The organism is Actinoplanes oryzae (genome assembly GCF_030757795.1).
Lineage (GTDB): Bacteria > Actinomycetota > Actinomycetes > Mycobacteriales > Micromonosporaceae > Actinoplanes.
Genome location: NZ_JAUQWH010000046.1, coordinates 18,693 through 43,110 on the forward strand (window position 1 = coordinate 18,693; position 24,418 = coordinate 43,110).

The following is a 24,418-nucleotide window of genomic DNA, read 5'->3' on the forward strand; positions in this document are numbered from 1 at the left end:
ACGCCGCGTTGCCGCCGCTGCCCGACGCCCCGTCCATCGTTGCCCCCACTAGCCGAAAGGATCCATGTGGATCTTTGACTCTGGGGAGGGTGGCGGCCGTGCGGGAGCAACCGGACGACGACGGGCTCGTGCCGCCGATCAAAGTGCTGCGCAAACGCCTCAACGGCGTCTACAGCGCCGAGGGCTTCACCGGCCCGACGCGTCGTTATGTGCTGATAGTGGTGATGCTGGTCGGGCTGGCGTCGCTGCCCACGCTCGCCGCGATCACCGCCGGCTCGAACGAGCTCGCCGGGGACCGGCCGCCCGTCACCGACGTACCGTTCCTTCCCCCGGTCTCCACCGGCCCGGTCCGCGTCACCCCGGCACCGTCGGACGCTTCCGGCTCCGGCGGCCCGCAAGGCCAGAGACAAAAGCACAAGCCCCGGGGGTACGACCAGAGCCCCGAGCCCCACAAAGGAACGACACCGGCTCCCGATTCGTCGCGTTCGCCCGATCCCGCCGCCACGTCGGGTTCCGCGTCGCCGCCGTCCGGTGCCGTGGTGCCGTCCGGCTCCGCGTCCGGCTCCGCGCCCGGGTCCGGTTCCACGCCCGGGTCGGGGTCTGCGCCGGATCCGGGCTCGTCGCGGGGTGAGCCGACCAGGTCGAAGTCGCCGTCGCGCGCGGGCGACGGCACGTGGCGTGGCAGACGGCAGGCCGAAGGCTCGCCCACCCGGGACGAGAAGCCCGCCTCCTCCCGTCCGTCGAAGAAGCCGGCCCGACCCACCCGTCCGGCGGCTCCCACATCGCCCGGCAAACCGGCCAAGCCCAGCAGCCCGGCCGAGCCCAGCAAGCCGGCTAAGCCCAGCAAGCCGGCTAAGCCCAGCAAGCCGGCCAAGCCCAGCAAGCCGACGAAGCCGAGTGCGCCGGCCGAGCCCGGGATGCCGGATTGGCAGGTGGACCCAGGCTGGCCCGACTGGCCGGCGGATCCCGGCCGCCACCCCGTCGGCGACATCGACATCCCTGGGCGAGGCGACCCGGACAACGACACCAACGACCACGCCGACAACGACCACGGCGACAACGACCACGGCGACGACAACGACCACGGCGACAACGACGACGGCGATCACCACCAGGGCGACCACGCCGACGACGGAGAAGGTGATCACGACGGTGGCAGCGATGACGGCAGTGGCGGCGACGAGGACTGCGAGCGGGAGGAGCGCGGCAGCCGGGACGAGCAGGACGAAGACGAGCACGAGGAACGAGCCCACCGGACGGTTCGTTCCGTCCGCTCCGAAGCACACCGGAGGTCAGCTATGACCGAGAGCCTGTACAACAGCAAGCAGCTCCGGACCGTCGACCGCACCCACAACAGCCACCGGCACACCGTCGTCGCGCGGGCGGAGTCGCGGCGCGCCGAGCCGGCCCACGCCTATCGCGGCACCCATCGGGCCGGCAACCGGCACAACGCCAACGACGCCCGCACGCCGGCGCAGCACCGCAGCTCCCGCCCCGGCCGCCATCACACCGACCCCGGCAGCCACCGCCACCGCCGCTGACCGAGCCGCGCGGCCAGCACCGCCGGGAAGACCAACGCCCCGGGAAGAGCAGCGCGCCGGGAAGGCCAGCGCCGCCAGGAAGAGCAGCGCCGCCGGTCGTGGGCCGGCCGCGGCGGGAACGCCGTACCTCGGGGGCGTCAGCCGTCGTCGCCGAGGCGGTTGCGGTTGGTCTCGATCCAGGCGTCGATGGCCTCCGGGTCGTCCGGGTCGACGCCTTCGGAGATCAGCTGCGCCACCGCGGCCGTCGCCGGGCTGCGCTTCTCTCCCGTCGCGTACAGCCGGGCGAACTCCGGCACCATCTCCTCCAGCACCTCGTCGGTCTGGTCGGCGGCGGCGTCGGGGAGGCCTCGCCTGCGCATCGCGTACGCCGACCAGGCGCGCGTCACCCGCGGCAGCATCGCCGCGTCGTCCATGTCGAGGACCGCGCGGCGGTGGACCCAGTCGAGCAGGAAGAGGCCGGCGACGGCGGGGCTCCAGCGCAGCGGGTCGGGGTCGGGGAGGCTCTCGGCGTGGTCGAGCAGCAGCGAAAGGCAGAAGTGCAGGGAGGCGAGCTCGTCGTCGGCCGAGACGCGGTCGAGCCCGAAGCGGACCGCCTCCGGCGACTTGAGGAAGTCGCGGAGCAGGGTCTCGCGGTCGGGGCCGCTCAGCTCCGGGGGGTCGGCCGGGACCGGGACGACGGATTTCGGGAGGAGGGCGAGCCGGGCGGCGGCCAGGGCGCGGTCGGTGGCGAGGCTGCCGTCCTGGGGCAGGCTGCTCAGCTCGTCGGTGATCTCGAGGTGGCGGTGGACCTCGCCGCGGAGGCGGGCCGGGTCCTCCTCGCGGAACCAGGTGAGCTCGTCGCCGAGGCACATCTGGCGGACCTGGCCGAGGATGCGCTCGGCGGGGCCGCCGACGAAGACGTCCTTGGTGATGCCGATGTTGTGGTCGACGAGGGCGACGACGGCGTGCTCGGGGCCGCCCTCCTCGTCGTTGTCGTAGGCGAAGGTGACCAGGTAGGAGGTCTGGTCGCCGTAGACGTCGCCGTACGCGTAGCAGCCCGTCGGGCGCACCCGGCCCAGCTGCGCCGTCCAGCCCGGGGCCTGGGCGCCGCGGCGGACCTCCGCGGCGCCGTCGGCGTCGGGCACGAGGGCCGCGAAGACCTCGCGGATCGTGGTCGCCGAGGCCGTGCGCCGGCGGTTGGTCGCGCTGAGGAAGCCGCCGACGAACTCGCGGACCGCCGCCGCCCGGTCGTGCTCGGCTATCGAATAGACACTGCCCAGCAGCGCGGTGCCCAGCATCTCGGCGTCCAGGGCGCAGCCGAGCTTCGCCACGTCGCGGGCCGCGTGCAGGACCGCGTCGTACGGATTCTGAGGTGCCGCCATTCCCCGAGCCTACCGGCGCCGGGCGTCGCGGTCGCTATTCCGATCGGACGACGGTGAGCGCCTCGCGCGCCTGGGCGTACGCGCTGAGCACCTCGCGAACCGGCGCCACCACGTGCTCCCGGCCCACCTCGGTGACCGCCTGACGCAACCGTTGCTCCGCCCGGCGCTGGGCCCGCCGGGCCGCCGCGTTGACGATCGGGCGTAGCAGCAGGGCCAGCAGCAGCCCGAGTATCAGACCGCCGACCAGCAGCAACGTCGGCCACGGCACCACGCCGACCTTCGGGTTGTCCAGTTCGGGCAGGCCGAGGAGGCGCACCACGTACCCGGCGACCAGCCAGCCGAGACCGGCGACCGCCGCGATGGTGAAGAGCCACTGCAGGCCGCCGACGATCGTCCACCAGATCGGCTTGCGGCTCATGCCGAGATCGGTCTTCGCCACCGCCCGGTCGAGCGCGTCGGGCAGGTCGCCGAGCCGCGAGCGGGACGCCGTGGCGAGCGCCGGGGCCCAGACCTCCGGGATCGGGGCGGCGGCGCGTGCGGCCACCGCCCGTACCGACAATCCGACCGCCGACTGCTGGGCGGCATCCGGGGCCGGCAGCGACGTACGCGAGACCGGCACCAGATCCGTGGAGGGCGCCGGCTCGTCCAGGTGCAGGCGCTTCAACGGGTCGGGGCGGAGCTTGCGCAGGCCTCGCACCAGCGGCCAGCCCGTGCTGGCGAGGGCGCGATGCTTGTACGCCCCGGCGGTCGCCTCCGCCACGGCCGGCACTCCCGCCGACGCGGCCAGGGCGTCGCTCAGCTGCCGTACGGTGCTGCGGTCGATCTCGTCCTCGGCCGCCGGCGGTCCGATCGTCGCCGACAGCTGCTCGGTGACGGCGTCGAGGTCCCCGGCCAGCCGGCGCAGCGACGCCTGCCGCTCGGCGACCGTCTTCTCGAGGGCGCCGCGCAGCTCGTTCAGCATGCCGGGCTGCTTCGCGGAGGTCGCCATGGCCGGCACCCCGTCGAGGCCGTCCTCCTTGAGCAGCCGCTTGAGGTCGGTCAGCACCAGCTCGGTGTCGGCCGGGGTGAGCCGGTCGGCCTGGTTGAGGACGACGATGGTCACGTCGCTGTGCGACTTGAACTGCTTCAGGTAGGCGTTGTGCAGGATCCGGTCGCCGTACTTCTGCGGGTCGACGACCCAGACGACCTGATCGACCAGGCCGAGCAGCCTGTCCACCTCGAGCCGGTGGCGCTGGTCGATCGAGTCGAAGTCGGGCAGGTCGAGCAGGACCAGACCGCGCAGGGCGGCCTCGTCGTCGCCGTCGAGGGCGCTCTCACGGATGAAGCGCTGCCGGGGCAGGACGCCGACCCAGTCGAGCAGCTTGTTGGCCGGCTCGAGCGGGCCCCACACGCAGGCGTGCGCGACGCCCGTGGTGGGCCGGCGCACGCCGACAGGGGAGAGCTTGAGCCGGGCGAGCGCGTTGAAGAGGCTGCTCTTGCCGCTGCCGGTGCTGCCCGCGAGCGCGACCACGGTGTGGTCCTGCGAGAGGGCGAGCCGGCCGCCCGCGCGCTCGACCAGCGTGTGCGCGGCGACGAGGTCCTGGTCGGGCAGGTGCGGCCCGGCGACCCGCAGGAAGCGCTGCAGGGCGTCCAGCCGCTCGGTCAGCTGCCGGGCGTCCACCCGGTCGTCGGCGCCCATGGCGCGCTTGACCTTCTCGACGAGGCTCATGACGGCGTCCCGGTCAACGCGAGTTCCTTCCTGGCGCGCTCCACGTCCTCGGCGGCCCGCCGCAACGTGGTGCCCGGCTCCAGCTCCAGCCCGACGGCGGCGGTGCGATCGGTGAACCGGGCCGCCTCCGTGTCGAGCAGCACGTTAACGCGTGCCAGGAGCTCCTCCCGCGCCCGGGCGGCGAGAGTGCGGATGGCCTGGTCACCGAAGATCGCTTCGAGCACCTTCTGGGCGGCCACGGTGGTGCCCGCCCCGACGGCCACCTCGGCGCCGGTCGGGATGAACGCGGTGGACGTGAAGACGCCGATCATCACGGCCAGCCCGACGCCGTTCACCGCGTAGGCGGCGCCCCGGGCGACGAACCGCTTGTCGCCGGCCTCCGTACGCACCAGTTCCAGCACCCACTGCTGCCAGTCGCGCACTGTGCGCTCGGCGCGCTCGGCGAGATCGGGCGCGGGCTTCTGCAGCTCCGGCACGAGCAGGCCGCTGCCGGCCGGGAAGGCCTGCCACGACGTGTACGTCTGCTCGGCCGCATCCGCAGCGACCCCGCGCAGCAGCGTGACCAGCTGCGACTCCAGTGCCGCCTTGAGGTTGCGCCCCGGCGCCGGACGTCCGGTGACCGCCGCGACGATCTTGTCCCGGACCTGGCCGACCCGCGACTCCAGCATCTTGAGGAACTCGCCGGTGCCCACGAACTCCTGCCACCGGGCCAGCACCTCCCCGCGCAACAGCCGGCCGTCCTGGAGACCGTCCTCCAGCGTGCGTCGGGCGGTGCGATAGGCGGCCGTGACCCGTTCGTCGAGCGCCTGTGCGGCGGCGGCCTGGTCGTCCGCGGCCGAGGCGAGACCCTCGACCGCCGGGGCGAGCGAGATGAGCGCGCCGTCGAGCGTCTGCCGGACCACGGCGGCACGGGCGTTGGCATCCGCCGCGAGCTCCGCGAACCAGTCGTGCAGCGGCCGCATCAGATCCTCGGTCAGCAGGCCCTGCCCGTCGAGCGTGGTCTCCGGCAGGATGAAGAGCGGCGCCTGGGCCATGTCGTGCTGGCCGAGCATCTCGGTGAGGTGCGCGGTGATGTCCGCGGCGGCCTCACCCGGGACGCGGTCCAGCACGAGCGCGATCACCGTGCCGCGCAGCCGGGCCGTCTTCAACAATTCCCACGGTACGGCGTCCGCGTAGCGTGCCGCGGTGGTGACGAAGAGCCACAGGTCCGCCGCCGCGAGCAGCTGCGCCGCCAGTTTGCGGTTGCCCTCGACCACCGAGTCGACGTCGGGCGCGTCCAGGAACGCCAGGCCGGGGCCGAGCGCGGGGGCCGAGACGAGCTGCAGCGTCCGCGGGTCCGAGCTGGATTCCGCCGTACGCACCAGCCCCGGCAGCAGCTCCCCCTTGCGGAACCACGACGAGTCGTTCGGATGGCTCACCAGCACCGGCGACCGGGTGGTCGGCCGCAGCACCCCGGCCTGGCTCACCGGCGCCCGCACCAGGCTGTTGACCAGCGTCGACTTGCCCGCGCCGGTGGACCCGCCGACGACCACCAGCAGCGGCGCGTCGAGCCGGGCCAGGCGCGGCAGCAGATAGTCGTCGAGCTGCGCCACCAGGGCGGTGCCGATCCGTCCCGCTTCCTCGGCGGAGGCCAGCTCCAACGGGTACGCCGTCCCGCCGATCGTCGCGCGCAACCGCGACAGCGCCGTGGCGAGCTCGCCCAGCGCCGCCGGAGGCTCCGCGGGCAGTGCCGGGGCCGCGGGGCCGCTCGGGGCCGCCGCCGCGGTGCCGGCCGCCTGCCGCGCGGCCGTTGTGCCCGCCGTTGTGCCCGTCGCCGTTGTGCCCGTCGTCGGCTTGCCCGTCGGCTTGCCCGGCCTCGGCTTCGGGTTCGGCGAGGCCATCGTCGGCACGGCCGCCGTGTTCGGCGTCACGAACGGCAGCGGCGCGAGGTCGTCAAGGGTGGCGGGCCGCTTCTGCGTCGTGACCGTGTTTCCGGCCGCGGGGGCGCTCGGCGGCGGCCACTCGGGCTGCTTCGCCGGCTCCTCCTCCCGGACGGCGGGCTCCGCGCTCGGCTCGCCCGCTTCGTCGGCGTCCGCCTTCTCGGGCTCCTCAGCCTCTTCAGCCTCTTCGCCCTTGTTGTCCTCGGGCGCGAGCTCCTCGGGGGCCGGCTCCTCGGCCTTGTCGGCCTTCGGCTCCGTGACCTCGGTCTCCGGCTCGGGTTCCTCGGTCTGGACCTCCTCGGTCTGGGCCTCGTCGGCCTCGGCCTTGGCGTCGGCGTCGGGTTTGTCGGGCTCGGGGGTCTCGGCCGCGGGCCTGTCGGGCTCGGGCTGCTTGTCGGCGGACGGCTGCTCGGGCTCTGTCCCCTGGGGGCGAGCCTCCTTCTCCGCATCCTGCGGCGCGGCGGGCACGTCGGTGCCTCGCTCCTTCTCCTGGCCGGTCGCTGCCATGGCTCCGGGCTTGTCGGTCACGGCGGGCTGGGCCGACGGTCCGACCGCGTCACCGTGCGTCGTCACGGGTAAAGCGTGCCCGATCTATGCATCGCAGACAACAGGTACCCCACCCGTCGTGACCGGACAGGAACCTTCGGCGCCAAGGTTGCGCCTCTTACGCTCAACTTCGACTTGCGGTCTGGTGATCCCGTGGCATCATTGAGTCCGGTCCACTCAACTTGTGGCCCCAGGCTTGCAGGACCCGAGCACGACAGATCTTCAGCATCACAGACCCTGAGCACCACAGCCGTTCAGAAGCGAGGAAGCGAACATGGCACGTGCGGTCGGCATCGACCTCGGCACCACGAACTCCTGCGTCAGCGTTCTGGAAGGAGGCGAGCCCACCGTCATCGCCAACGCGGAGGGCTCCCGGACGACCCCGTCCATCGTCGCCTTCGCGCGCAACGGCGAGGTGCTCGTGGGCGAGGTCGCCAAGCGCCAGGCGGTGACCAACCCCGACCGGACCATCCGTTCGGTCAAGCGTGAGGTCGGCACCACCTGGTCCATCGACATCGACGGCAAGAAGTACACGCCGCAGGAGATCTCCGCGCGGGTGCTGATGAAGCTCAAGCGTGACTCCGAGGCCTACCTGGGCGAGACGGTCACCGACGCGGTCATCACCGTCCCGGCCTACTTCAACGACGCGCAGCGCCAGGCCACCAAGGAGGCCGGTGAGATCGCGGGCTTCAACGTCCTGCGCATCGTCAACGAGCCCACGGCCGCCGCGCTGGCGTACGGGCTGGACAAGGGCACCAAGGAGCAGACCGTCCTGGTCTTCGACCTCGGCGGCGGCACCTTCGACGTCTCCCTGCTGGAGCTGGGCGAGGGCGTCATCGAGGTCAAGTCGACCTCCGGCGACAACCACCTCGGCGGCGACGACTGGGACCAGCGGATCATCGACCACCTGGTCAAGACGTTCCGGGGCGAGCACGGCATCGACCTGGGCGCCGACAAGATGGCCCTGCAGCGGCTGCGCGAGGCCGCGGAGAAGGCGAAGATCGAGCTCTCCGCCGCCACCACGACCAGCATCAACCTGCCCTACATCACGGCCGGCCCCGCGGGCCCGCTGCACCTCGACATGTCCCTGAGCCGGGCCGAGTTCCAGCGCATGACGCAGGACCTGCTCGACCGCACCAAGGGCCCGTTCGAGCAGGCCATCAAGGACGCGGGTGTCAAGGTCGCCGACGTCGACCACGTCATCCTGGTCGGTGGCTCGACCCGCATGCCCGCCGTCACCGAGCTCGTCAAGTCGCTGACCGGCAAGGACCCCAACAAGGGCGTCAACCCGGACGAGGTCGTGGCCGTCGGCGCCGCGCTGCAGGCGGGTGTGCTCAAGGGTGAGGTCAAGGACGTCCTCCTGCTCGACGTGACCCCGCTGTCGCTGGGCATCGAGACCAAGGGCGGCATCTTCACCAAGCTCATCGAGCGCAACACCACGATCCCGACCAAGCGCTCCGAGGTCTTCACGACGGCCGACGACAACCAGCCGTCCGTGCTGATCCAGGTCTTCCAGGGCGAGCGCGAGATCGCGGCGTACAACAAGAAGCTCGGCACCTTCGAGCTGACCGGCCTCCCGCCGGCGCCCCGCAACGTGCCGCAGATCGAGGTCACCTTCGACATCGACGCCAACGGCATCGTGAACGTCCACGCGAAGGACCTGGGCACCGGCAAGGAGCAGAAGATGACGATCACCGGCGGCTCCGCGCTGCCGAAGGACGACATCGAGCGCATGATGCGCGACGCCCAGGACCACGCCGACGAGGACAAGCAGCGCAAGGAGGACGCGGAGACGCGCAACCTCGCCGAGCAGCTGCAGTGGCAGACCGAGAAGTTCCTCGCCGAGAGCGGTGACAAGCTCCCCGAGGAGTCGCGCACCCAGATCAGCGAGGCGCTGGGCGACCTGCGCGGCGCCCTGGGCGGCAGCGACATCGAGAAGATCAAGGCTGCCCACGAGAAGCTGGCCACGGTCTCGCAGCAGGCCGGCTCCCAGCTCTACGCGCAGCAGCAGGCGGACGCGGCCCAGGGCGCGCCCGGCCCGGACGGTGCCCCGGGTGCCGCCGGTGCCGCGGGTGGTCCCGGTGCGGGTGCCGCCGGTGCCGCGGGTCCGCAGACGGGCGGCAACGACGACGTCGTCGACGCCGAGATCGTCGAGGACGACAAGAAGTGAGCCGCGCGGACGACGAGAACGACGGTCAGGCGACCGAGCGCGTCGTCATCCGCGATCGCCGCAAGATCGACGTGAAGAGCGAGGACACCACGGTGACCAAGGAGTCCGAGGAGGCCACGCAGCCCTCGGAGCCGAAGGAGTCCAAGGGCGGCGCCCACCGCGCCGCCGAGGAACCGGAGGACGAGGTGGCCCCGGCGCCGGCCCTCGGTGCCGAGCTGGAGGCCCTGCGGAGCGAGCTGGAGGACCGCACCCGCGACCTCCAGCGCGTGACGGCCGAATATGCGAACTACCGCAAGCGCGTCGACCGCGACCGCAGCGCCGCGGCCGAGCAGACCACCGGGGCGGTGCTGACCGCGCTGCTCCCGGTGCTGGACGACATCGACCGGGCCCGGGAGCACGGCGACCTGGTCGGACCGTTCGCCACGGTCGCCGAGTCCTTCTCGGCGGCGGCGAGCAAGTTCGGGCTGGTCGCGTTCGGGGAGAAGGGCGACCCCTTCGACCCGACCCGGCACGAGGCGGTCGCCCACCTGACGTCGGCCGACGTCACGGAGACGACCTGCGTCGAGGTCATGCGCCGCGGTTACCAGTTGGGTGAGCGGCTGCTGCGGCCCGCGATGGTCGCGGTTGCCGACCCCGAGTGACCGACATCTGTCCCGCCCGCCGCACGGCGGGCGGGACGCCACGCACCCGGGCGAAGCGCGCCCGGCCCGGTGCCGTCCCGGGCGGTGCCACCCCCGGGCATCGCCGTTCCGGGCATTGCCGTCCCGGGGAGGGCCGTTTCGGGCATTGCCGCCCCGGCGGCAGCCGGCTCCGGCCGGGCCCGGATCAGCGCCGATCAGCAGGCAAGCGTCGTGAGGAGGTGGGCTGAATGAGTTCGAAGGACTGGCTGGAGAAGGACTTCTACGCCGTTCTCGGGGTGGGCAAGTCCGCCTCCACCGACGAGATCAAGAAGGCGTACCGGAAGCTGGCCCGGGAGAACCACCCGGACCACAACCCGGGCAACACCGAGGCCGAGGACCGGTTCAAGGCCGCGTCCGAGGCCTACGACGTGCTGTCGGACGACAAGAAGCGCAAAGAGTACGACGAGATGCGCTCCCTGTTCGGCTCCGGCGCGTTCCGCCGGGGTGCCCGGGCGGGCGGCAGCGGCACGTTCGACCCGTCCGACCTCTTCGGCGGGTTCGGTGGCGCCGGCGCGGGCGCGCCCGGCGGGAGTCCCGGCGACCGGCGCTTCGGTGGCGCGGGCTTCTCGGACATCTTCAGCTCGATATTCTCCGGCGGCGGCGCCGGAGGCGGCCCGGGGCGGCGGGGGCCGCAGCGGGGCCGTGACGTCGAGGCGGAGGTCACGCTCGACTTCGCGCACGCGGTCAAGGGCACGACCCTGCCGCTGACCCTGCGCTCGCCGGGCGTCTGCGACACGTGCCACGGCAACGGTGCCAAGCCGGGCACCACGCCGCGCACCTGCCCGCAGTGCGCCGGATCCGGGCTGATCTCCCGCAACCAGGGGTCGTTCAGCTTCTCGGAGCCGTGCCGCGAGTGCCAGGGCGCCGGCACGATCGTCGACGAGAAGTGCCCGGAGTGCCGGGGCACGGGCGGAGTCACGAAGAACCGCACGATCAATGTCCGCTTCCCGGCCGGCGTGGCCGACGGGCAGCGGATCCGGCTCAGCGGCCGCGGCGAGCCGGGCGAGAAGGGCGGCCCGGCCGGTGACCTGTACGTCCAGGTCCGCGTCCGCCCCGACGATCTGTTCGGCCGCAACGGCGACGACATCACGCTCACCGTGCCGATCTCGTTCGCCGAGGCCGTTCTCGGCACGGATCTGCGGGTACCCACTCTGGACAGTCCCGTGACGCTGCGGGTGCCCCCGGGCACGCCCAGCGGACGGACGCTCAGGGCCCGCGGCAAGGGCGTGCAGCGCCGCGACGGTCAGGCCGGCGATCTGCTGGTCACCCTCGAGGTGCAGGTCCCGTCCGGGGTCGGCGGCGAGGCCCGCGACGCGCTCGAGCAGTTCGCCAAGCTCACCCCCACGGCGGAGCGCAGCCGTATCGAAGCGCGGCTCAACCAGCGATAATCAGAGCACCTTCGGGAGGTGGCATATGTACGAAGAGATCAGCATCTCGGTGGAGCAGGCCTCCGACGCGAAGGTCCTGATCATCTCGGTCGCCGCCAAGCTGGCCGGGATGCATCCGCAGACCCTGCGCCAGTACGACCGGCTCGGCCTGGTCCAACCGGGCCGAGCCGGCGGTGGCGGCCGGCGCTACAGCGAGCGTGACGTCGCCCTGCTGCGCGAGGTGCAGAAGCTGAGCCAGGAGGAAGGCGTCAACCTGGCCGGCATCAAGCGCATCATCGGCCTCGAGCAGCTGGTCGGCGAGCTCCAGGAGCGGATCGCCCAGCTCGAGGACCAGCTCGACGACGCCTACCGCCGCGCCGCCGAGATGGAAGCCATGAGCGCCTACCCGCGCCGCGACCTGGTCCGCCAGGAACGCCCCTCCACCGCCCTGGTCGTCTGGCGCCCCCGCCGCCCCGGCAACCAATAGCCTCGGCATCCAAGCTGGCGCAGCCTCGGCGCCCAAGCTCGCGCAGCCTCGGCGCCCAAGCTCGCGCAGCCTCGGCGCTCGAGCTCGCGCAGCCTCGGCGCTCGAGCTCGCGCAGCCTCGGCGCGCAAGCCCCCGGCGCCCCGGCGCCCAAGCCTCCGGCGGCCCTGACCATGGGCCTCGGCCGGAAGCGCGGTCGGCGGGTCAGGAGGTCAGGGGTGCCGTCGTCTCGGAACGCTCCGGGATGGACACGCTGTAGCCGACCGCCTCGCCGAACGCGTACTCGAGCTGTTCGACGGGCCAGCGCAGCCACTTCACGTCCACCGGCCGGATCGCGCGCCGGTCGGCGTGCCGGACCGTCGACACCAGGAGCCACTGGTTTGTCAGGCTGGTGAAGCGCCTCGTGGCGGGATCGCCGGTCTCCGGGCCGATGGTCTTCCGGGCTTCCCAAGCGGCGACGTTGTCCCGGAAGGACACCACCTCGAAGAGGACGACCGCGTCACTGTCGCGGATCGTGAACTCGAATTCGGCCGTACGCAGGCAGCCGTCCCACCGGTCGCCGCAGCCGACGAGGTCCGTGGCCGACGTCCGGGTCATCAGGTCGCTGGCGCGCCTCAGCACCCGTCTCGTCCGTCGCTGCTCGCCCTGCAGGGTGTCGTCCGGGAAGATCTGCGAGGTCAGCACCGGTCCGGTGTCGTGTCGTGCCGAGGCCCAGGCATGCCCGCCCACGGCGGTGACCGGAAGCAGCAACAGCAGGGCCCCGGCCCACGCGGGAATCTTCCACCTGGCCGGGGCGAACTGCAGGACGAGCAGGAAGAACAGCGCCACCAGCAGGGATCCGATGCCCGCGGTGAAGCCTTTCCCGAGGGCCGCGGTGCCGGGCGCGTCCAGCAGCTCCTCGAGGCTCGGCCCGTTGCCGACGATGGTGAAGGGGGCTCCCACGACGAGGAGCACCACGCCGGCGACGATCAACGCCACGCGGACCGGACGTGGTGACCGGCCCCAGAAGTGCGCGACGGCAAGGGCGTAGAGCAGCGGCATCAAGGTCATCGCCCAGCCGACGGCCACCAGGCCGGCGGTCGAGCAGCCGGTCACCGCGCAGGCTCCGGCGGCTGTCACGTCGCGGAGGCGGTCGGAGACCGGGAGCCGCATCGCGCCGGTCAGCCAGCCTGCCGCCAGGAGCGCGAATGACACCACCCAGAACAGCTTCGACGTCAGCGCCCAGGAGTGTGCCGCCGGGTCGTCCTCCTCGTCCGCGCCGGACGACTCGTCCGCGCCGGAAGACCTGGGCGCGCCGGAGGGCTCGGGCGCGGCGGAAGACCTGGGCGTGCCGGAGGGCTCGGGCGCGGCGGAAGACCTGGGGGCTGCGGAGGACTCCGTCGCGGCGACAGGCTCGGCGGCAGGCTGGGGCGTCTTGCGGTAGTTCGCCAGCTGTCCGCCGAGGAGATCCTTGGGATCTTTTCGTCGTGCCATCGGCTCCGAGGGTACGGATGTCGATCTACCGCGGGCGACGCGTACGGCCGGGAGCGGACCTCAGCGGTACATGGCGAGGCGGCGCGGGTAGCGGACCAGCCCGCCCTCGATCCAGTCGCGGTAGTCGAAGAGCTCGGGGCGGTTCATCAGCACGCGGCAGTTGTGCGCCCAGATGGCCATCGGCTCGTCGCCGACCTCCTCGGCGCGCTCGACGTACTTCTTGAGGCGGCGCTTGCGCTGGGACGAGGCGTTCGGGCGTACGCCGTCCGCCGCATAGATGTACATGCAGTGTTGCGCGAACCGGCGCGCCGGGCACTGCCGGTCCATCGCCAGCTCGAAGAGGGTCGGCGCCAGGACGTCGCCGGCGATGAGGAGGTCCCAGTCGGCCGGCATGGCGGTGACCGGTACGGCCTCGGGGTGGTAGGCCCAGGCCTGCAGTTCCTCGGGTCGCGGGTCCACCGGGTTGGCGAAGCCGGAGAAAGTCTTCTCGTCCACGGTCATGACGCCGCCTTGCTGCGCTCGCTCATCCGCCGTCCTCCTCGGCAGTGAGGGTCTGCCGTACACAGGGCAGGACCCTCATCGGGAGCAGCGTCCGCGCCTCAGTCCCCTCAGCCGAAGGCGTGTCGCCGGTCACCCGGTTCACTCGATGCTGTCGCGGCGACACGTTAGCGTGTCGATCACGCCCGGCGGAAGTGACCTGAACTCACTTTCAGATACTTGTCAGTAGCTTTGAGCAGCCTGATCGGCGGACTGGTCAGTCGGCCGCGGGGAGTGGATCGGCCGGACGGCGCACCTGGGTCCGGCGCCGGATGAAGTTCTTGAACCAGGCGTAGTCGGGCAGCCGGGCGAGCAGCGGGCCGGTCACCACGGTGATCAGCACGTACGAGGTCGCCAGCGGTGCCAGCTTCGGCTCGATGCCCGAGGCGACGGCCAGCCCGGCGATGACGATCGAGAACTCGCCGCGTGGCATGAGAGCCAGCCCGGCGCGGACCTGACCGGGCAGCGCGATCCCCGCGCGGCGGCCGGCGAGCATTCCGGTGAGCACTTTTGTGGCCATCGTGAGGACGGCCAGCCCGAGCGCCGGGAGCAGGGCCGGCGGGATCGAGGCCGGATCCGTGGAGAGCCCGAAGAACACGAAGAAGACCGCGGCGAACAGATCCCGCAGCGGCGAGAGCATCTGGACCGCGCTGTGCGCCACCTGGCCGGAGAGCGCGATGCCGACGAGGAAGGCGCCCACCGCCGCGGAGACGTTGAGCTCGGCGGCCACCCCGGCGACGAACAGCGTCAGGCCCAGCACGCTGAGGAGCAGGGCCTCGGCGTCCTTGACCGAGACGAAGTTGGAGATCGCGTGGCCGTACCGGATGGCGGCGACCAGCACCGCGATCACCGTGACCACCGCGACGGCCAGGGCCTTGGCGCCGCCCAGCAGGCCGGCACCGGCCAGGACCGCCGTGATGAGGGGCAGGTAGAAGGCCATCGCCAGGTCCTCGATGACCAGGATGGAGAGGATCACCGGCGTCTCGCGGTTGCCCAGCCGGCCGAGGTCGCCGAGCACCTTGGCGATCACGCCGGAGGACGAGACCCAGGTGATGCCGGCCAGGACCAGGGCGGCCTCCCAGCCCCAACCCAGCAGGAACGCGAAGGCGGCGCCGGGGAGGGCGTTGAACAGCGCGTCGATGACGCCGGCGGGTGCGGCCGAGCGGAGGTTGCCGACCAGCTCCGTGGCCGAATACTCCAGGCCGAGCATGACCAGCAGCAGGATGACGCCGATCTCGGCGCCGACCTCGATGAACTCCTCGCTGGCCGAGAGCGGCAGGAAGCCGCCGTGCCCGAAGGCCAGCCCGGCGAGCAGGTAGAGCGGGATGGGCGAGAGACCGATGTGCCGGCCCAGGCGACCGAGCATGCCCAGGGCGAAGAGGAGCGCACCGACCTCGATGAGCAGGATCGTCGTACCGTGCACCCGGTGCCCTCAGCCGTCGCCGTCGCCGGCCAGGATGGCGCTGACGCCGTCCAGGCCCTGCCGGGTGCCGACCGCCACGACGACGTCGTTCGCCTCGAAGACGAACGACGGGCCGGGCGACGCGATGACCTCACGCTCGCGGAGCACAGCGACGATCGAGGCGCTGGTCCGCGTACGGGCGCGGGTGTCGCCGAGCGGGCGCCCGACGAAGGGTGACCCGGCCGGCAGCGCGATCTGCTCGGTGAGCAGGCCGGCGGCCTGCTGCCGCAGACCGGAGAGCTGGCCGAGCATCAGCGACGCGCCGAGGACGTCGGCGAGCGCCTCGGCCTCGTCGTCGGTCAGCGGTATCGACGCCAGGCACGAGTCGGGGTCGTCCACGTCGTAGAGCACTAGGTCACGCCGGCCGTTGCGGTGCGAGACCACCCCGACCGTACGGCCGGAGGACGTCACCAGATCGTGCCGGACGCCGATGCCAGGAAGCGGAGTCTGCTCTACCCGAACGCGCACAACTCCCACCGTAACCGACCGTTAACGCTTCCTGGTGCCCCGGCTGGTCCGCAACACCACCAACATCAGCAGACCCACCAGGCACAACCCCGCACACATCCAGTACGCGAGCCGCCAGCCGTTGCTCTGCGCGACGCCGAAGAGCGGCCCCGCCAGCATCGCCCCGAGCGGGAACGAGTTGGTGAACAGCGTCGTCGCCCGGCCGGGCTGCTCGGGCAGCAGGTCCTGCATGTACGTGATGCCCAGCGCCGAGGTCGCCGAGATGAACAGGGCGTTGAGCACTTGGCCGCCCAGCAGCAGCGGCACGCCCGTGCTCACGGCCGCCAGCGAGTAGTACGCGACCCCGCACGCCGCCCCCGCGAGCAACATCGGCCGGAGCGGCAGCCGGGTGGTCAGCGCGCCGATGGCCAGCATGAACGGGATCTCCAGGGCGGCGCACAGCCCCAGGACCAGGCCGGCCTGCGCGACCCGGCCGCCCAGGTTCTCGCTGATGAACAGGGGCAGCGCCTGGATGCCGAGGGTCAGCGGCGCCTGCATCAGCGTGAACGCGGCGGCGGAGAGGAGGAGCCGCCAGCGGACGGTCGCGGGCACGGGCGCGTGGTCCGCCTCTTCTTCGACTCGCGGGAGGGCGGGGGTGTGCACCTCGCGGAGCTTGACGATCGCGATCACGGTCGCCACGGCGTACATGACCGCCGCGGACCCGTAGACCAGGCGGAAGCCGCCGGCTTCGACCAGGTACGCCGCCACGGCCGGGCCGGCGACCCAGGCGAGCGAGAAGACGGTCCGCAGGGCGCTGATGCCGAGGGCCGCCTTGTCGGGGGCGTCGCGTTCGAGGACCTGCCGGGCGTACGCGAAGCTCTGCGGGAAGAGCGACCCGGCAACCGCGAAGGCCGTCACGGTGACCGCGAGCAGCACCCAGTAGTCCCGGGCGAAGGCGGTCACCGCGCAGCCTGCCACGCCCGCGAGGCCGCCGGCAACCAGCAGCATCCGCCGGATCGGGCGGCGGTCGGAGATCCGGCCGATCACGGTCGAGCCGACCACCCCGGCCAGCGGGTTGATGATCAGGAAGACGGTGGTCTGCAGCGGGCCGGCGTCGACCTCGGTGCTGAGGAAGAGCGACAGGAACGGGCCGACCAGCGCGACCGAGATGCCGACCGCGAGGAAGACCAGGCCAAGGGGGAGCAGGGCAGGGAGAAGCTGCGGCTGCCGCCGCGACGTGTCCAAGGCCATGCCCCGAACGCTACGGCCACCGTCCGACATTTTCGACCGTGATTCCGTCCACAGGGCTCGCCGCACGGACTTGAGCGAGCTAGGCTCAACTCCGGGGTTGAGCGCATTACACTCAACTTCCGGGCTGCTGACTCACGTCTTCAGGGGAGCGCATGAACGCCGAACGACTGACCACGAAGAGCCGCGACGTGATCACGGGGGCGGTCGCCGACGCCAACCAGCGCGCGCACGCGACCGTCGAGCCGTGGCACCTGCTCCTCTCGCTGCTGGACACCGGTGGCTCCACGGCGCCGGCGCTTTTGCGCGCGGTCGGAGCCAATCCGGCCGACGTGCGCCGCGCTGCCGTGCGCGCCGTCGAGCAGCAGCCGTCCGCGCGCGGCTCGTCCACCGCGGAGCCGAGCCTCTCCCGTGAGTTCGTCAACGCCATCGGCGAGGCCGAGCTGATCGCCAAGCCGCTCGGCGACGACTACGTGTCGACCGAGCACCTGCTCGCCGGCCTGGCCCGGGTCGGCGGCGTGGTCGGCAAGGCCCTGCGCGACGCCGGGGCCACCGAGGAGACCCTGGTCGCGGCGTTCCCGGCGGTGCGCGGCGGCGACCGGCGGGTCACGTCGCAGGACCCCGAGCAGACCTACCAGGCGCTGGAGAAGTACGGCGTCGATCTGACCGCCCAGGCGCGCGACGGCAAGATCGACCCGGTGATCGGGCGCGATGCCGAGATCCGGCGCGTGATCCAGGTGCTCTCCCGGCGTACGAAGAACAACCCGGTCCTGATCGGTGAGCCCGGCGTCGGCAAGACCGCCATCGTCGAGGGCCTCGCGCAGCGCATCGTGGCCGGCGACGTGCCCGAGACCCTGCGCGACAAGAAGCTGGTCTCCCTGGACCTCGGCGCGATGGTCGCCGGCGCGCAGTACCGCGGCCAGTTCGAGGAGCGGCTCAAGAGCGTCCTCGAGGAGATCCGCAACTCCAACGGCCAGGTCGTCACGTTCCTCGACGAGCTGCACACGGTCGTGGGCGCCGGCAAGGGCGAGGGCTCGATGGACGCCGGCAACATGCTCAAGCCGATGCTGGCCCGCGGCGAGCTGCGGATGGTCGGCGCGACCACCCTCGACGAGTACCGCGAGCACATCGAGAAGGACCCCGCGCTGGAGCGCCGCTTCCAGCCCGTGGTCGTCGGCGAGCCCACGGTCGAGGACACGATCGGCATCCTGCGCGGGCTCAAGGGGCGTTACGAGGCCCACCACCGCGTCCAGATCACCGACGCCGCCCTGGTCGCGGCGGCGGCGCTGTCCGACCGCTACATCAGCGACCGGTTCCTACCGGACAAGGCCATCGACCTGATCGACGAGGCCGCCTCCCGGCTCCGCATGGAGATCGACTCCCGGCCGGTCGAGCTCGACCAGCTGCAGCGCCAGGTCGACCGGATGCGCGTCGAGAAGCTGGCGCTCGAGAAGGAGACCGACCCCGCGTCGATCGCCCGCCTCGAGCGGCTCGAGCGCGACCTCGCCGACCGCGAGGAGGAGCTGACCGCCCTCAACGCCCGGTGGGAGCGCGAGCGCGGCGGCCTCAACCGGGTCGGCGAGCTGAAGAAGAAGCTGGACGAGACCCGGGCCGAGCTCGAGCGCGCCCAGCGCGACGCCGAGTGGGAGAAGGCGTCCCGCCTGCAGTACCAGGAGATCCCGGCGCTGGAGCAGGAGATCGAGTCCGCGGCCGCGGCGGAGGACGAGAAGACCGAGCCGCCGATGGTCAAGGAGGAGGTCGGCGCCGACGACATCGCCGAGGTCATCGCGTCGTGGACCGGCATCCCGGCCGGCCGCATGATGGAGGGCGAGACCGCCAAGCTGCTCCGCATGGAGGAGTCGCTGCAGGCCAAGGTGGTCGGCCAGCCCCATGCCGTGGCGGCTGTCGCCGGTGCCGTACGCCGGGCCCGCGCGGGCGTCGCCGACCCCGACCGGCCCACGGGCAGCTTCCTCTTCCTGGGCCCGACCGGCGTCGGCAAGACCGAGCTGGCCAAGGCGCTCGCGGGCTTCCTCTTCGACGACGAGCGGGCGATGGTCCGCATCGACATGAGCGAGTACGGCGAGAAGCACTCCGTGGCGCGGCTGGTCGGTGCCCCTCCCGGCTACGTCGGGTACGAGGAGGGCGGTCAGCTGACCGAGGCGGTGCGGCGGCGGCCGTACAGTGTCGTGCTGCTCGACGAGGTGGAGAAGGCGCACCCGGACGTCTTCGACGTGCTGCTGCAGGTGCTCGACGACGGCCGGCTGACCGACGGGCAGGGCCGCACGGTCGACTTCCGCAACGCGATCCTGGTCCTGACGTCCAACCTCGGCTCCTCGGTCATCTCCGACTTCACCCTCGGGGAGGAGGAGCGCCGCGAGGAGGTCATGGCGACCGTCCGGGCGCACTTCAAGCCGGAGTTCCTCAACCGGCTCGACGACATCGTGGTCTTCCAGGCGCTCACCGCCCACGACCTCGCGGCGATCGTCGACATCCAGCTCGGCCGGCTGCGCGACCGCCTCGCCGACCGGCGGCTCACCCTGGAGGTCACCGCGGACGCGATCACCTGGCTGGGCGAGCACGGGTTCGACCCGCTCTACGGGGCCCGGCCGCTGCGCCGGCTGGTGCAGTCGGCGATCGGCGACTCGCTGGCCAAGGCCCTGCTCGCCGGCGAGATCGTCGACGGCGACACCGTGGTGGTCGGGGTCAACGACCACAAGGACGGCCTGGTCGTCACCCGCGGCTAGCCGATCACGGAGAAGGGCCCCGAGCGTGTGCTCGGGGCCCTTCTCGGCACGGCTCGCTAGCTCGCGGACGCCTCCCGCTGCCGGTAGGCGTGACACATCAGGATGTCCGTGAGAGCGTGCTCGCCCTCGTCGGACCAGATCCTGATCCCGTCGCGGTGGAGTTGATACCGGACGTCTTTGTAGCGGGTCCTGGTGTCGTCATGGTGCACGACGGTCAGAGTGTCGGCGTGAGGCATGGGGAACCACCGTTCCTAACGTTTGTGAGGCAGCCGCGGCATGGACACGCGGCCTGCGCAATCGGGGAGGCGCCCGGAACCGGTCTGCCAAGGCCCCTGCGATCTGTGGGCGGGGGCGGCGACCCGGTCGGGCACAGGGCGGCGCCGGAGGAGTCTCCTGTCGTCGGCGCGCCACGAGATGGAAGTGTATGGCTCGGGATCGAGTTCTGTCGCCCCCTGATCGAGCGATGCATTTCGGCCGATTTCATGTCACTTCGGGCGATAGTGCCACATCAGCCGATCGTCCGGGCGCCGGTCGAGGTTCTGGCACTCACCCGTTACGGTGAGTGGATCTAGGAGGGAGCTCCGATGCAACCGGCCACCCCGCCACCGCCCGCCCGCCCGACCGTCGTGACCGTCTCGTCGTACCTGCTCTATGCCGCCGCCGCGGCCTCGCTCGCCGGTGGCCTGGCCTCGCTGGCGACCGTCTCCACGATCTCCGACATCTATCGGGACGCCTACGCCGGGACGCAGGAGGAGGGCTTCGAGGTCGTCGCCGTCGCCGCCTCCGTCATCGGGCTCGCCGTCAACCTGCTCTTCGCCGCCGGGCTGGTCATCCTCGCGCTCTTCAACAACCGCGGGAAGCAGCCCGCCCGGATCACCACGTGGGTCCTGGGCGGCATCTATCTGTGCTGCAACGGCTTCGGCCTGATCGGCGGAGCCGCGACCAGCAGCATGAACTTCGACACCGGCACGGGCGGCCCCTCCACCGGCGAGGTGGAGAGCCGGCTGAACGACGAGCTGCCGGGCTGGTTCACCCCGGTGTCGACGACGCTGACCGTGGTGGTGCTGCTGGCGCTGCTCGGGGCGCTGATCCTGCTCATGCTGCCGGCGGCCAACGCGTTTTTCCGGCCGCGGCAGACGTGGGACCCGTCGGTGCCGTACCCGGCGTATCCCGGCTATCCGCCGCAGGGATACCCCCAGGGTTACCCGCAGCAGGGCTATCCCCAGCAGGGGCAGGGGCCGCAGGGGCCGCAGGGGCAGGGGCCGCAGGGGTACGGCCAGCCGGGGTATCCGACGTATCCGGCTTATCCGTCGCAGGGTCAGTCCTCGTTCCCCGCTTACCCGGGGGGTTCGTCGCCCTCCGCCCCGGCCACTTCGTCGCCCGACTCCGCGCCGCCTTCGAGCTCCTCGTCGCCGGCGTCGGATCCCTGGGCCGCGCCCTCCTCCTCCCCGCCGGCGTCCTCCTCCCCGGCGTCCTCCCCGCCGTCCTCTTCCCCGGCGCCCTCGCCGTCCCCGGCGACCTCGCCGGACGGGCCCGCGGACCAGGATCGGCCGGGGGACTCGGGGCGGCACCCGACCGACCCCGCCTGAGCAGCGTCATCGGCACGCGCCGCCGGGTAACTCCGGCGGCGCGTCGTGTGTCCGGGTAGGTTCGTCGCAACGGATCACCCGGGAGACGTCATGTCGTACGCAGTCCAGCCACCCGCCCCCGCACCGGCCGCCGAAGCGCCCGAGCCGTCCCGGCCCGCGTCGGTCGGGTTCGCGGCCCTGCTGCTCCTGGTCATGGCGGTGGTCGGACTGGCGTATGCGGTGATCACCGTGGTCGTCGCCCCGGGCACCGTGGACCGCTTCCGCGACGCCGCGGCCGGCAGCGACGACGTCGACGGCATCGTGACGGTCGTCTGGATCGGCGCGGCACTGAGCGCGGTGCTCGCCGTGATCGTCTTCGCGCTGTTCGTCGTGCTGGCCCTGGGCCTGCGCCGCGGCAGCAACGGCATCCGGATCGCGACCCTCGTGGTGTGCGTCCTCGGCGTCCTCGGCGGCCTGGCCTCGGCCATCACGGTCACCGCGCAGGACGGCACGGACGCGGCGCCCGGCACTCTCGGCGCCGCCCTGGTCGACGCCTACCCGGGCGGCTGGATCCCGATCAACCTGGGCCTGGCCCTCGCTCAGGCGGCGGCCTACGTGATCGTCGGCGCACTGCTGCTCGCGGCGCCCCGGCCCTTCTTCGGGCGCCCGCCGAAGCCGGAGCCCGCGGACCCGTTCGCCGCGCCGACCTCGGCCCCCGCCGGCTACCCGGCCTACGGTCCCGGCGGTTATCCCACCTCCGCTCCCGCCGGTCCCGCCGGCTATCCGACCTCCGCTCCCGCCAGCTATCCGACCTCCGGACCTGCTGGCTACCTGCCGCCCGGCGGCTATCCGGCTCCCGGCGGCTATCCGGCTCCTGGCAGCTATCCGCCGCCCGCTGGGTATCCGGCCTACCCGGCTCCCGGCTACCCGGCCCCCAGCGGCTATCCAGCTCCCGGGGGTTATGCGGCTCCCGGCGGCTACGCGGCCCCGGGGCAGCCGGTCTACGGCGCGCCCTACCCGGCCTCGACCGGGGTGCCCCCCGAGGCGCCCGGTCAGCCCAGCCCGTGGGCCGCGCCGCCGCCAGTGGTCCCCGCCCCGACGGCGGACGCCCTGCAGCCGGTAACCCCGACCGCGGATGTCTCTCGGCCGGAGAGCCCGATCGTGGACGCCTCTCCGTCGGTGACTTCGGTCACGTCTGAGGAGGGCTCGACCGACGCCGAGTCATCGGGAGGCGCCGATGGGTCGCATCCGGCGGCCACGGTGAGTGATCGGGGTGCTGCCGTGTCCGAAAGTTTGCACGATGCTGCGGATGAGCCGGCGGAGAAGCCCGGTAGCGACGGTCCCGACGCGCGTCAGTCCAGCTGACGGGGGACCCCGCATCGATGGGTGTAGGTCACCCGAACGGGTGGGACTCCGCGCCGACAGGGCTTCGTATTTCGCTGAGTGGATGATCTTTCCCAGTGGACGGACAAAGGTCACTCGCTGACATCGGTGTCACGCCGTGAGCGTTCGATGACCGTCGTTGTCTCGCGGCTCCCGCCCGGAGCCCGTCAAACGTGCTTTGAGCTGCGTCTATGCAGCTCCCGAAACGTTCGCCCGGGGTGTTTCAGTTAACACTATTTCCAGTTACTGACAGGTTTAGGCGTGCGTCAATAGTTCCTTTCCGCCCCGCCAGGGCAGAACGTTCCAGTTTTTCGGCAGCAAGTACTCTCGATGTCATGGAAGCCCACCACGACCTGCGTAAATTCATCACTGAATTGCCCGTCGCGCAGCGTTGTGCCGTGCTTTCATCGGGTCGTGAAGCTGACTGTGACGACCGCTCGCGCCGTGTGACGGTGCAAGGCGGGCGGTTCCGATGACCGGGCGGGCATCGGGCAGCCGACGTAGTGATCGTGACATCGAAATGTGGGGCGCCTCACTCCATGGGCGGGGATCGAGGAGCTCGACGGCGATGGGCAGCGACCAGACGGCGGCTGAGGCGTTGCAGGAGGCAGAGACCGAAGTCGGTGTCGCGGTAATGGTCGATCGGGGTAGTGGCGGAGCCGTGCGGGGTGCCGGCCGGACGCTGCCGATCAACCTGTCGTTCGACCGGCTCCGGCCTTCTGGCCTGAAAGTCAGCCGGTTCGTTCCTGCGCACATGCAGGAGAATCGATGCAGTTGGTGGAAGGATGGAGATCGTGGGAACTGCGTTGGCGGAAATGACAATGCCTCAGATCTCGCCGCTGGCCGGCGAGCCTATTGAACGAGCCGACGCCGAGCGTCTGGCCGGGGTGCTGAAGGCACTCGCGGACCCGGCCCGGCTGCGGCTGCTGAGCCTCATCCAGTCCGCTACGGACGGCGAGGCGTGCGTCTGCGACCTGACGGCGCCGCTCGGGCTGTCGCAGCCGACGGTCAGCCACCACCTGCGGATCCTCACGGAGGCCGGCCTGCTCGAGCGGGAGAAGCGGGGCGTGTGGGCGTACTACCGGCTGGTGCCGACCGCGATCGCCACGATCGCGGATCTGCTCACGCCGCCGCGCAAGCGCGCGACGAAGAAGGCTCGCTGACCTTCGCGCGGGCCTGACGGCCCGCGCGGAGTGCACGAGAACCGCGCGGAATCGACGACCGATCCGCGCGGAGGGGCAGAGGAACCGCGCGGAATGGCATGCCGAACCGCGCGGGGCAGGTGCTCCGCGTGGAATGGACGACCGATCCACGCGGGAGCGGAACAGCCGCGCGGAATGGACGTCCGGCCCGCGCGGGGGGCAACGGAACCGCGCGGAATGGGCAACCGGCCCGCGCGGAGGGGCAGCGGAACCGCGCGGAATCGACGACCGATCCGCGCGGGCGGAAGCAGTCCGGCGCGGATCCAGCGACTGATCCGCGCAGGATGAAGCGGACGCGACACCAAGGTCCGTGGAACCAGCGGGCGCGGCAGCGTGGTCCGTGAAGACCGAGCGGACGCGGCAGCGTGGTCCGCGCAAGGCAGGAAAGGGAGTCCGCTCACGACCCGAGCGGGCCCGGGCAGCACCCGCGGACGGGGCGGGCGAGTCCGAGTCCGACGGGGCGGGCACGGAGCGGCCCACCCGCCGCCGAGCAGCCAGACTTCTCCGGCCTGGCGTCACCTTGGGGCGGAAGTGACGCCAGGCGGAATCACGACCTTCCCGGCAACGACCTTGCCGGC

General features: G+C 72.0%; 18 protein-coding genes. 9 read left to right on the plus strand and 9 right to left on the minus strand.

Going from position 1 to position 24,418, the window contains the following annotated elements; genetic code table 11:
• Window positions 1-98: 98 nt before the first annotated feature.
• A complete protein-coding gene (locus RBH18_RS17265) occupies window positions 99-1,541 on the plus strand; it encodes a hypothetical protein (RefSeq protein WP_306208893.1) in 1,443 nt (480 codons plus the stop codon).
• Window positions 1,542-1,678: 137 nt separating this feature from the next.
• Here the strand turns inward: RBH18_RS17265 and RBH18_RS17270 are convergent, their stop codons facing one another.
• Genes RBH18_RS17270 through RBH18_RS17280 form a run of 3 tightly spaced genes read right to left on the minus strand, consistent with a single transcriptional unit; the run spans window position 1,679 to window position 6,490 of the window.
• A complete protein-coding gene (locus tag RBH18_RS17270) occupies window positions 1,679-2,902 on the minus strand; it encodes a hypothetical protein (RefSeq protein WP_306208895.1) in 1,224 nt (407 codons plus the stop codon).
• A gap of 34 nt (window positions 2,903-2,936) precedes the next feature.
• Window positions 2,937-4,610: a GTPase gene (locus RBH18_RS17275; RefSeq protein WP_306208897.1), complete on the minus strand. Its 1,674-nt coding sequence runs from the start codon at window positions 4,608-4,610 to the stop codon at window positions 2,937-2,939.
• Window positions 4,607-6,490, minus strand: coding sequence for a GTPase family protein (locus RBH18_RS17280; protein ID WP_372338930.1), 1,884 nt, complete (start codon window positions 6,488-6,490; stop codon window positions 4,607-4,609). Before RBH18_RS17280 ends, RBH18_RS17275 begins: the two co-directional genes overlap by 4 nt.
• 859 nt (window positions 6,491-7,349) lie before the next feature.
• On the opposite strand from RBH18_RS17280, the gene dnaK reads away from it, so the two are divergent.
• From dnaK to RBH18_RS17300, 4 genes are all read left to right on the plus strand, one after another.
• Window positions 7,350-9,245, plus strand: coding sequence for a molecular chaperone DnaK (gene dnaK, locus RBH18_RS17285; protein ID WP_306208901.1), 1,896 nt, complete (start codon window positions 7,350-7,352; stop codon window positions 9,243-9,245).
• Window positions 9,242-9,886, plus strand: coding sequence for a nucleotide exchange factor GrpE (gene grpE, locus RBH18_RS17290; protein ID WP_306208903.1), 645 nt, complete (start codon window positions 9,242-9,244; stop codon window positions 9,884-9,886). The genes dnaK and grpE overlap by 4 nt, the downstream gene beginning before the upstream one ends.
• Before the next feature lie 227 nt (window positions 9,887-10,113).
• Window positions 10,114-11,313 carry a molecular chaperone DnaJ gene (dnaJ, locus tag RBH18_RS17295; RefSeq protein ID WP_306208905.1) on the plus strand — a complete coding sequence of 400 codons (1,200 nt, stop codon included), beginning with the start codon at window positions 10,114-10,116 and terminating at the stop codon, window positions 11,311-11,313.
• A gap of 25 nt (window positions 11,314-11,338) precedes the next feature.
• Entirely contained in the window at window positions 11,339-11,779 is a 441-nt protein-coding gene (locus RBH18_RS17300; RefSeq protein ID WP_306208907.1) for a heat shock protein transcriptional repressor HspR, read from the plus strand.
• A gap of 201 nt (window positions 11,780-11,980) precedes the next feature.
• On the opposite strand, the gene RBH18_RS17305 is transcribed toward RBH18_RS17300, so the two are convergent.
• From RBH18_RS17305 to RBH18_RS17325, 5 genes are all read right to left on the minus strand, one after another.
• Window positions 11,981-13,249 (minus strand): hypothetical protein, encoded by a 1,269-nt coding sequence (locus tag RBH18_RS17305; RefSeq protein ID WP_306208909.1) that lies wholly within the window; start codon window positions 13,247-13,249, stop codon window positions 11,981-11,983.
• 60 nt (window positions 13,250-13,309) lie between these two features.
• Entirely contained in the window at window positions 13,310-13,750 is a 441-nt protein-coding gene (locus tag RBH18_RS17310) for a hypothetical protein (protein ID WP_306208911.1), read from the minus strand.
• A 253-nt stretch (window positions 13,751-14,003) separates the two neighbouring features.
• On the minus strand, window positions 14,004-15,209 hold the full coding sequence (locus RBH18_RS17315; protein WP_306208913.1) for a cation:proton antiporter: 1,206 nt from the start codon (window positions 15,207-15,209) through the stop codon (window positions 14,004-14,006).
• Between the two features lie 9 nt (window positions 15,210-15,218).
• Window positions 15,219-15,716, minus strand: coding sequence for a cation:proton antiporter regulatory subunit (locus RBH18_RS17320; protein WP_305788577.1), 498 nt, complete (start codon window positions 15,714-15,716; stop codon window positions 15,219-15,221).
• A gap of 21 nt (window positions 15,717-15,737) precedes the next feature.
• Complete coding sequence (locus RBH18_RS17325) at window positions 15,738-16,946, minus strand: sugar efflux transporter (protein WP_306208916.1); 1,209 nt, start codon at window positions 16,944-16,946, stop codon at window positions 15,738-15,740.
• A 152-nt stretch (window positions 16,947-17,098) separates the two neighbouring features.
• Between RBH18_RS17325 and clpB the strand changes: the two genes are divergently transcribed.
• Window positions 17,099-19,687, plus strand: coding sequence for an ATP-dependent chaperone ClpB (gene clpB / locus RBH18_RS17330; RefSeq protein WP_306208919.1), 2,589 nt, complete (start codon window positions 17,099-17,101; stop codon window positions 19,685-19,687).
• A 56-nt stretch (window positions 19,688-19,743) separates the two neighbouring features.
• On the opposite strand, the gene RBH18_RS17335 is transcribed toward clpB, so the two are convergent.
• Window positions 19,744-19,923, minus strand: a complete 180-nt coding sequence (locus RBH18_RS17335) for a hypothetical protein (protein WP_306208921.1) — start codon at window positions 19,921-19,923, stop codon at window positions 19,744-19,746.
• Between the two features lie 348 nt (window positions 19,924-20,271).
• Here RBH18_RS17335 and RBH18_RS17340 point away from each other — a divergent pair, with 348 nt between their 5' ends.
• The 3 genes from RBH18_RS17340 to RBH18_RS17350 all read left to right on the plus strand — a co-directional run bounded on the left by RBH18_RS17340 (window position 20,272) and on the right by RBH18_RS17350 (window position 23,801).
• Window positions 20,272-21,276 carry a hypothetical protein gene (locus tag RBH18_RS17340; RefSeq protein ID WP_306208923.1) on the plus strand — a complete coding sequence of 335 codons (1,005 nt, stop codon included), beginning with the start codon at window positions 20,272-20,274 and terminating at the stop codon, window positions 21,274-21,276.
• Window positions 21,277-21,366: 90 nt separating this feature from the next.
• Window positions 21,367-22,620: a hypothetical protein gene (locus RBH18_RS17345; protein WP_306208925.1), complete on the plus strand. Its 1,254-nt coding sequence runs from the start codon at window positions 21,367-21,369 to the stop codon at window positions 22,618-22,620.
• An 803-nt stretch (window positions 22,621-23,423) separates the two neighbouring features.
• Window positions 23,424-23,801: an ArsR/SmtB family transcription factor gene (locus RBH18_RS17350; RefSeq protein WP_014440216.1), complete on the plus strand. Its 378-nt coding sequence runs from the start codon at window positions 23,424-23,426 to the stop codon at window positions 23,799-23,801.
• The last annotated feature ends 617 nt before the right edge of the window (window positions 23,802-24,418 follow it).

Bases quoted from the DNA above. Each gene is read 5' to 3' on its own strand.
- RBH18_RS17270 (WP_306208895.1), bottom strand. From the start codon at position 2,902: ATGGCGGCACCTCAGAATCCGTACGACGCGGTCCTGCACGCGGCCCGC.
- RBH18_RS17275 (WP_306208897.1), bottom strand. From the start codon at position 4,610: ATGAGCCTCGTCGAGAAGGTCAAGCGCGCCATGGGCGCCGACGACCGG.
- RBH18_RS17280 (WP_372338930.1), bottom strand. From the start codon at position 6,490: ATGGCCTCGCCGAACCCGAAGCCGAGGCCGGGCAAGCCGACGGGCAAG.
- dnaK (WP_306208901.1), top strand. From the start codon at position 7,350: ATGGCACGTGCGGTCGGCATCGACCTCGGCACCACGAACTCCTGCGTC.
- dnaJ (WP_306208905.1), top strand. From the start codon at position 10,114: ATGAGTTCGAAGGACTGGCTGGAGAAGGACTTCTACGCCGTTCTCGGG.
- RBH18_RS17300 (WP_306208907.1), top strand. From the start codon at position 11,339: ATGTACGAAGAGATCAGCATCTCGGTGGAGCAGGCCTCCGACGCGAAG.
- RBH18_RS17305 (WP_306208909.1), bottom strand. From the start codon at position 13,249: ATGGCACGACGAAAAGATCCCAAGGATCTCCTCGGCGGACAGCTGGCG.
- RBH18_RS17310 (WP_306208911.1), bottom strand. From the start codon at position 13,750: ATGACCGTGGACGAGAAGACTTTCTCCGGCTTCGCCAACCCGGTGGAC.
- RBH18_RS17325 (WP_306208916.1), bottom strand. From the start codon at position 16,946: ATGGCCTTGGACACGTCGCGGCGGCAGCCGCAGCTTCTCCCTGCCCTG.
- clpB (WP_306208919.1), top strand. From the start codon at position 17,099: ATGAACGCCGAACGACTGACCACGAAGAGCCGCGACGTGATCACGGGG.
- RBH18_RS17335 (WP_306208921.1), bottom strand. From the start codon at position 19,923: ATGCCTCACGCCGACACTCTGACCGTCGTGCACCATGACGACACCAGG.
- RBH18_RS17340 (WP_306208923.1), top strand. From the start codon at position 20,272: ATGCAACCGGCCACCCCGCCACCGCCCGCCCGCCCGACCGTCGTGACC.
- RBH18_RS17345 (WP_306208925.1), top strand. From the start codon at position 21,367: ATGTCGTACGCAGTCCAGCCACCCGCCCCCGCACCGGCCGCCGAAGCG.
- RBH18_RS17350 (WP_014440216.1), top strand. From the start codon at position 23,424: ATGGAGATCGTGGGAACTGCGTTGGCGGAAATGACAATGCCTCAGATC.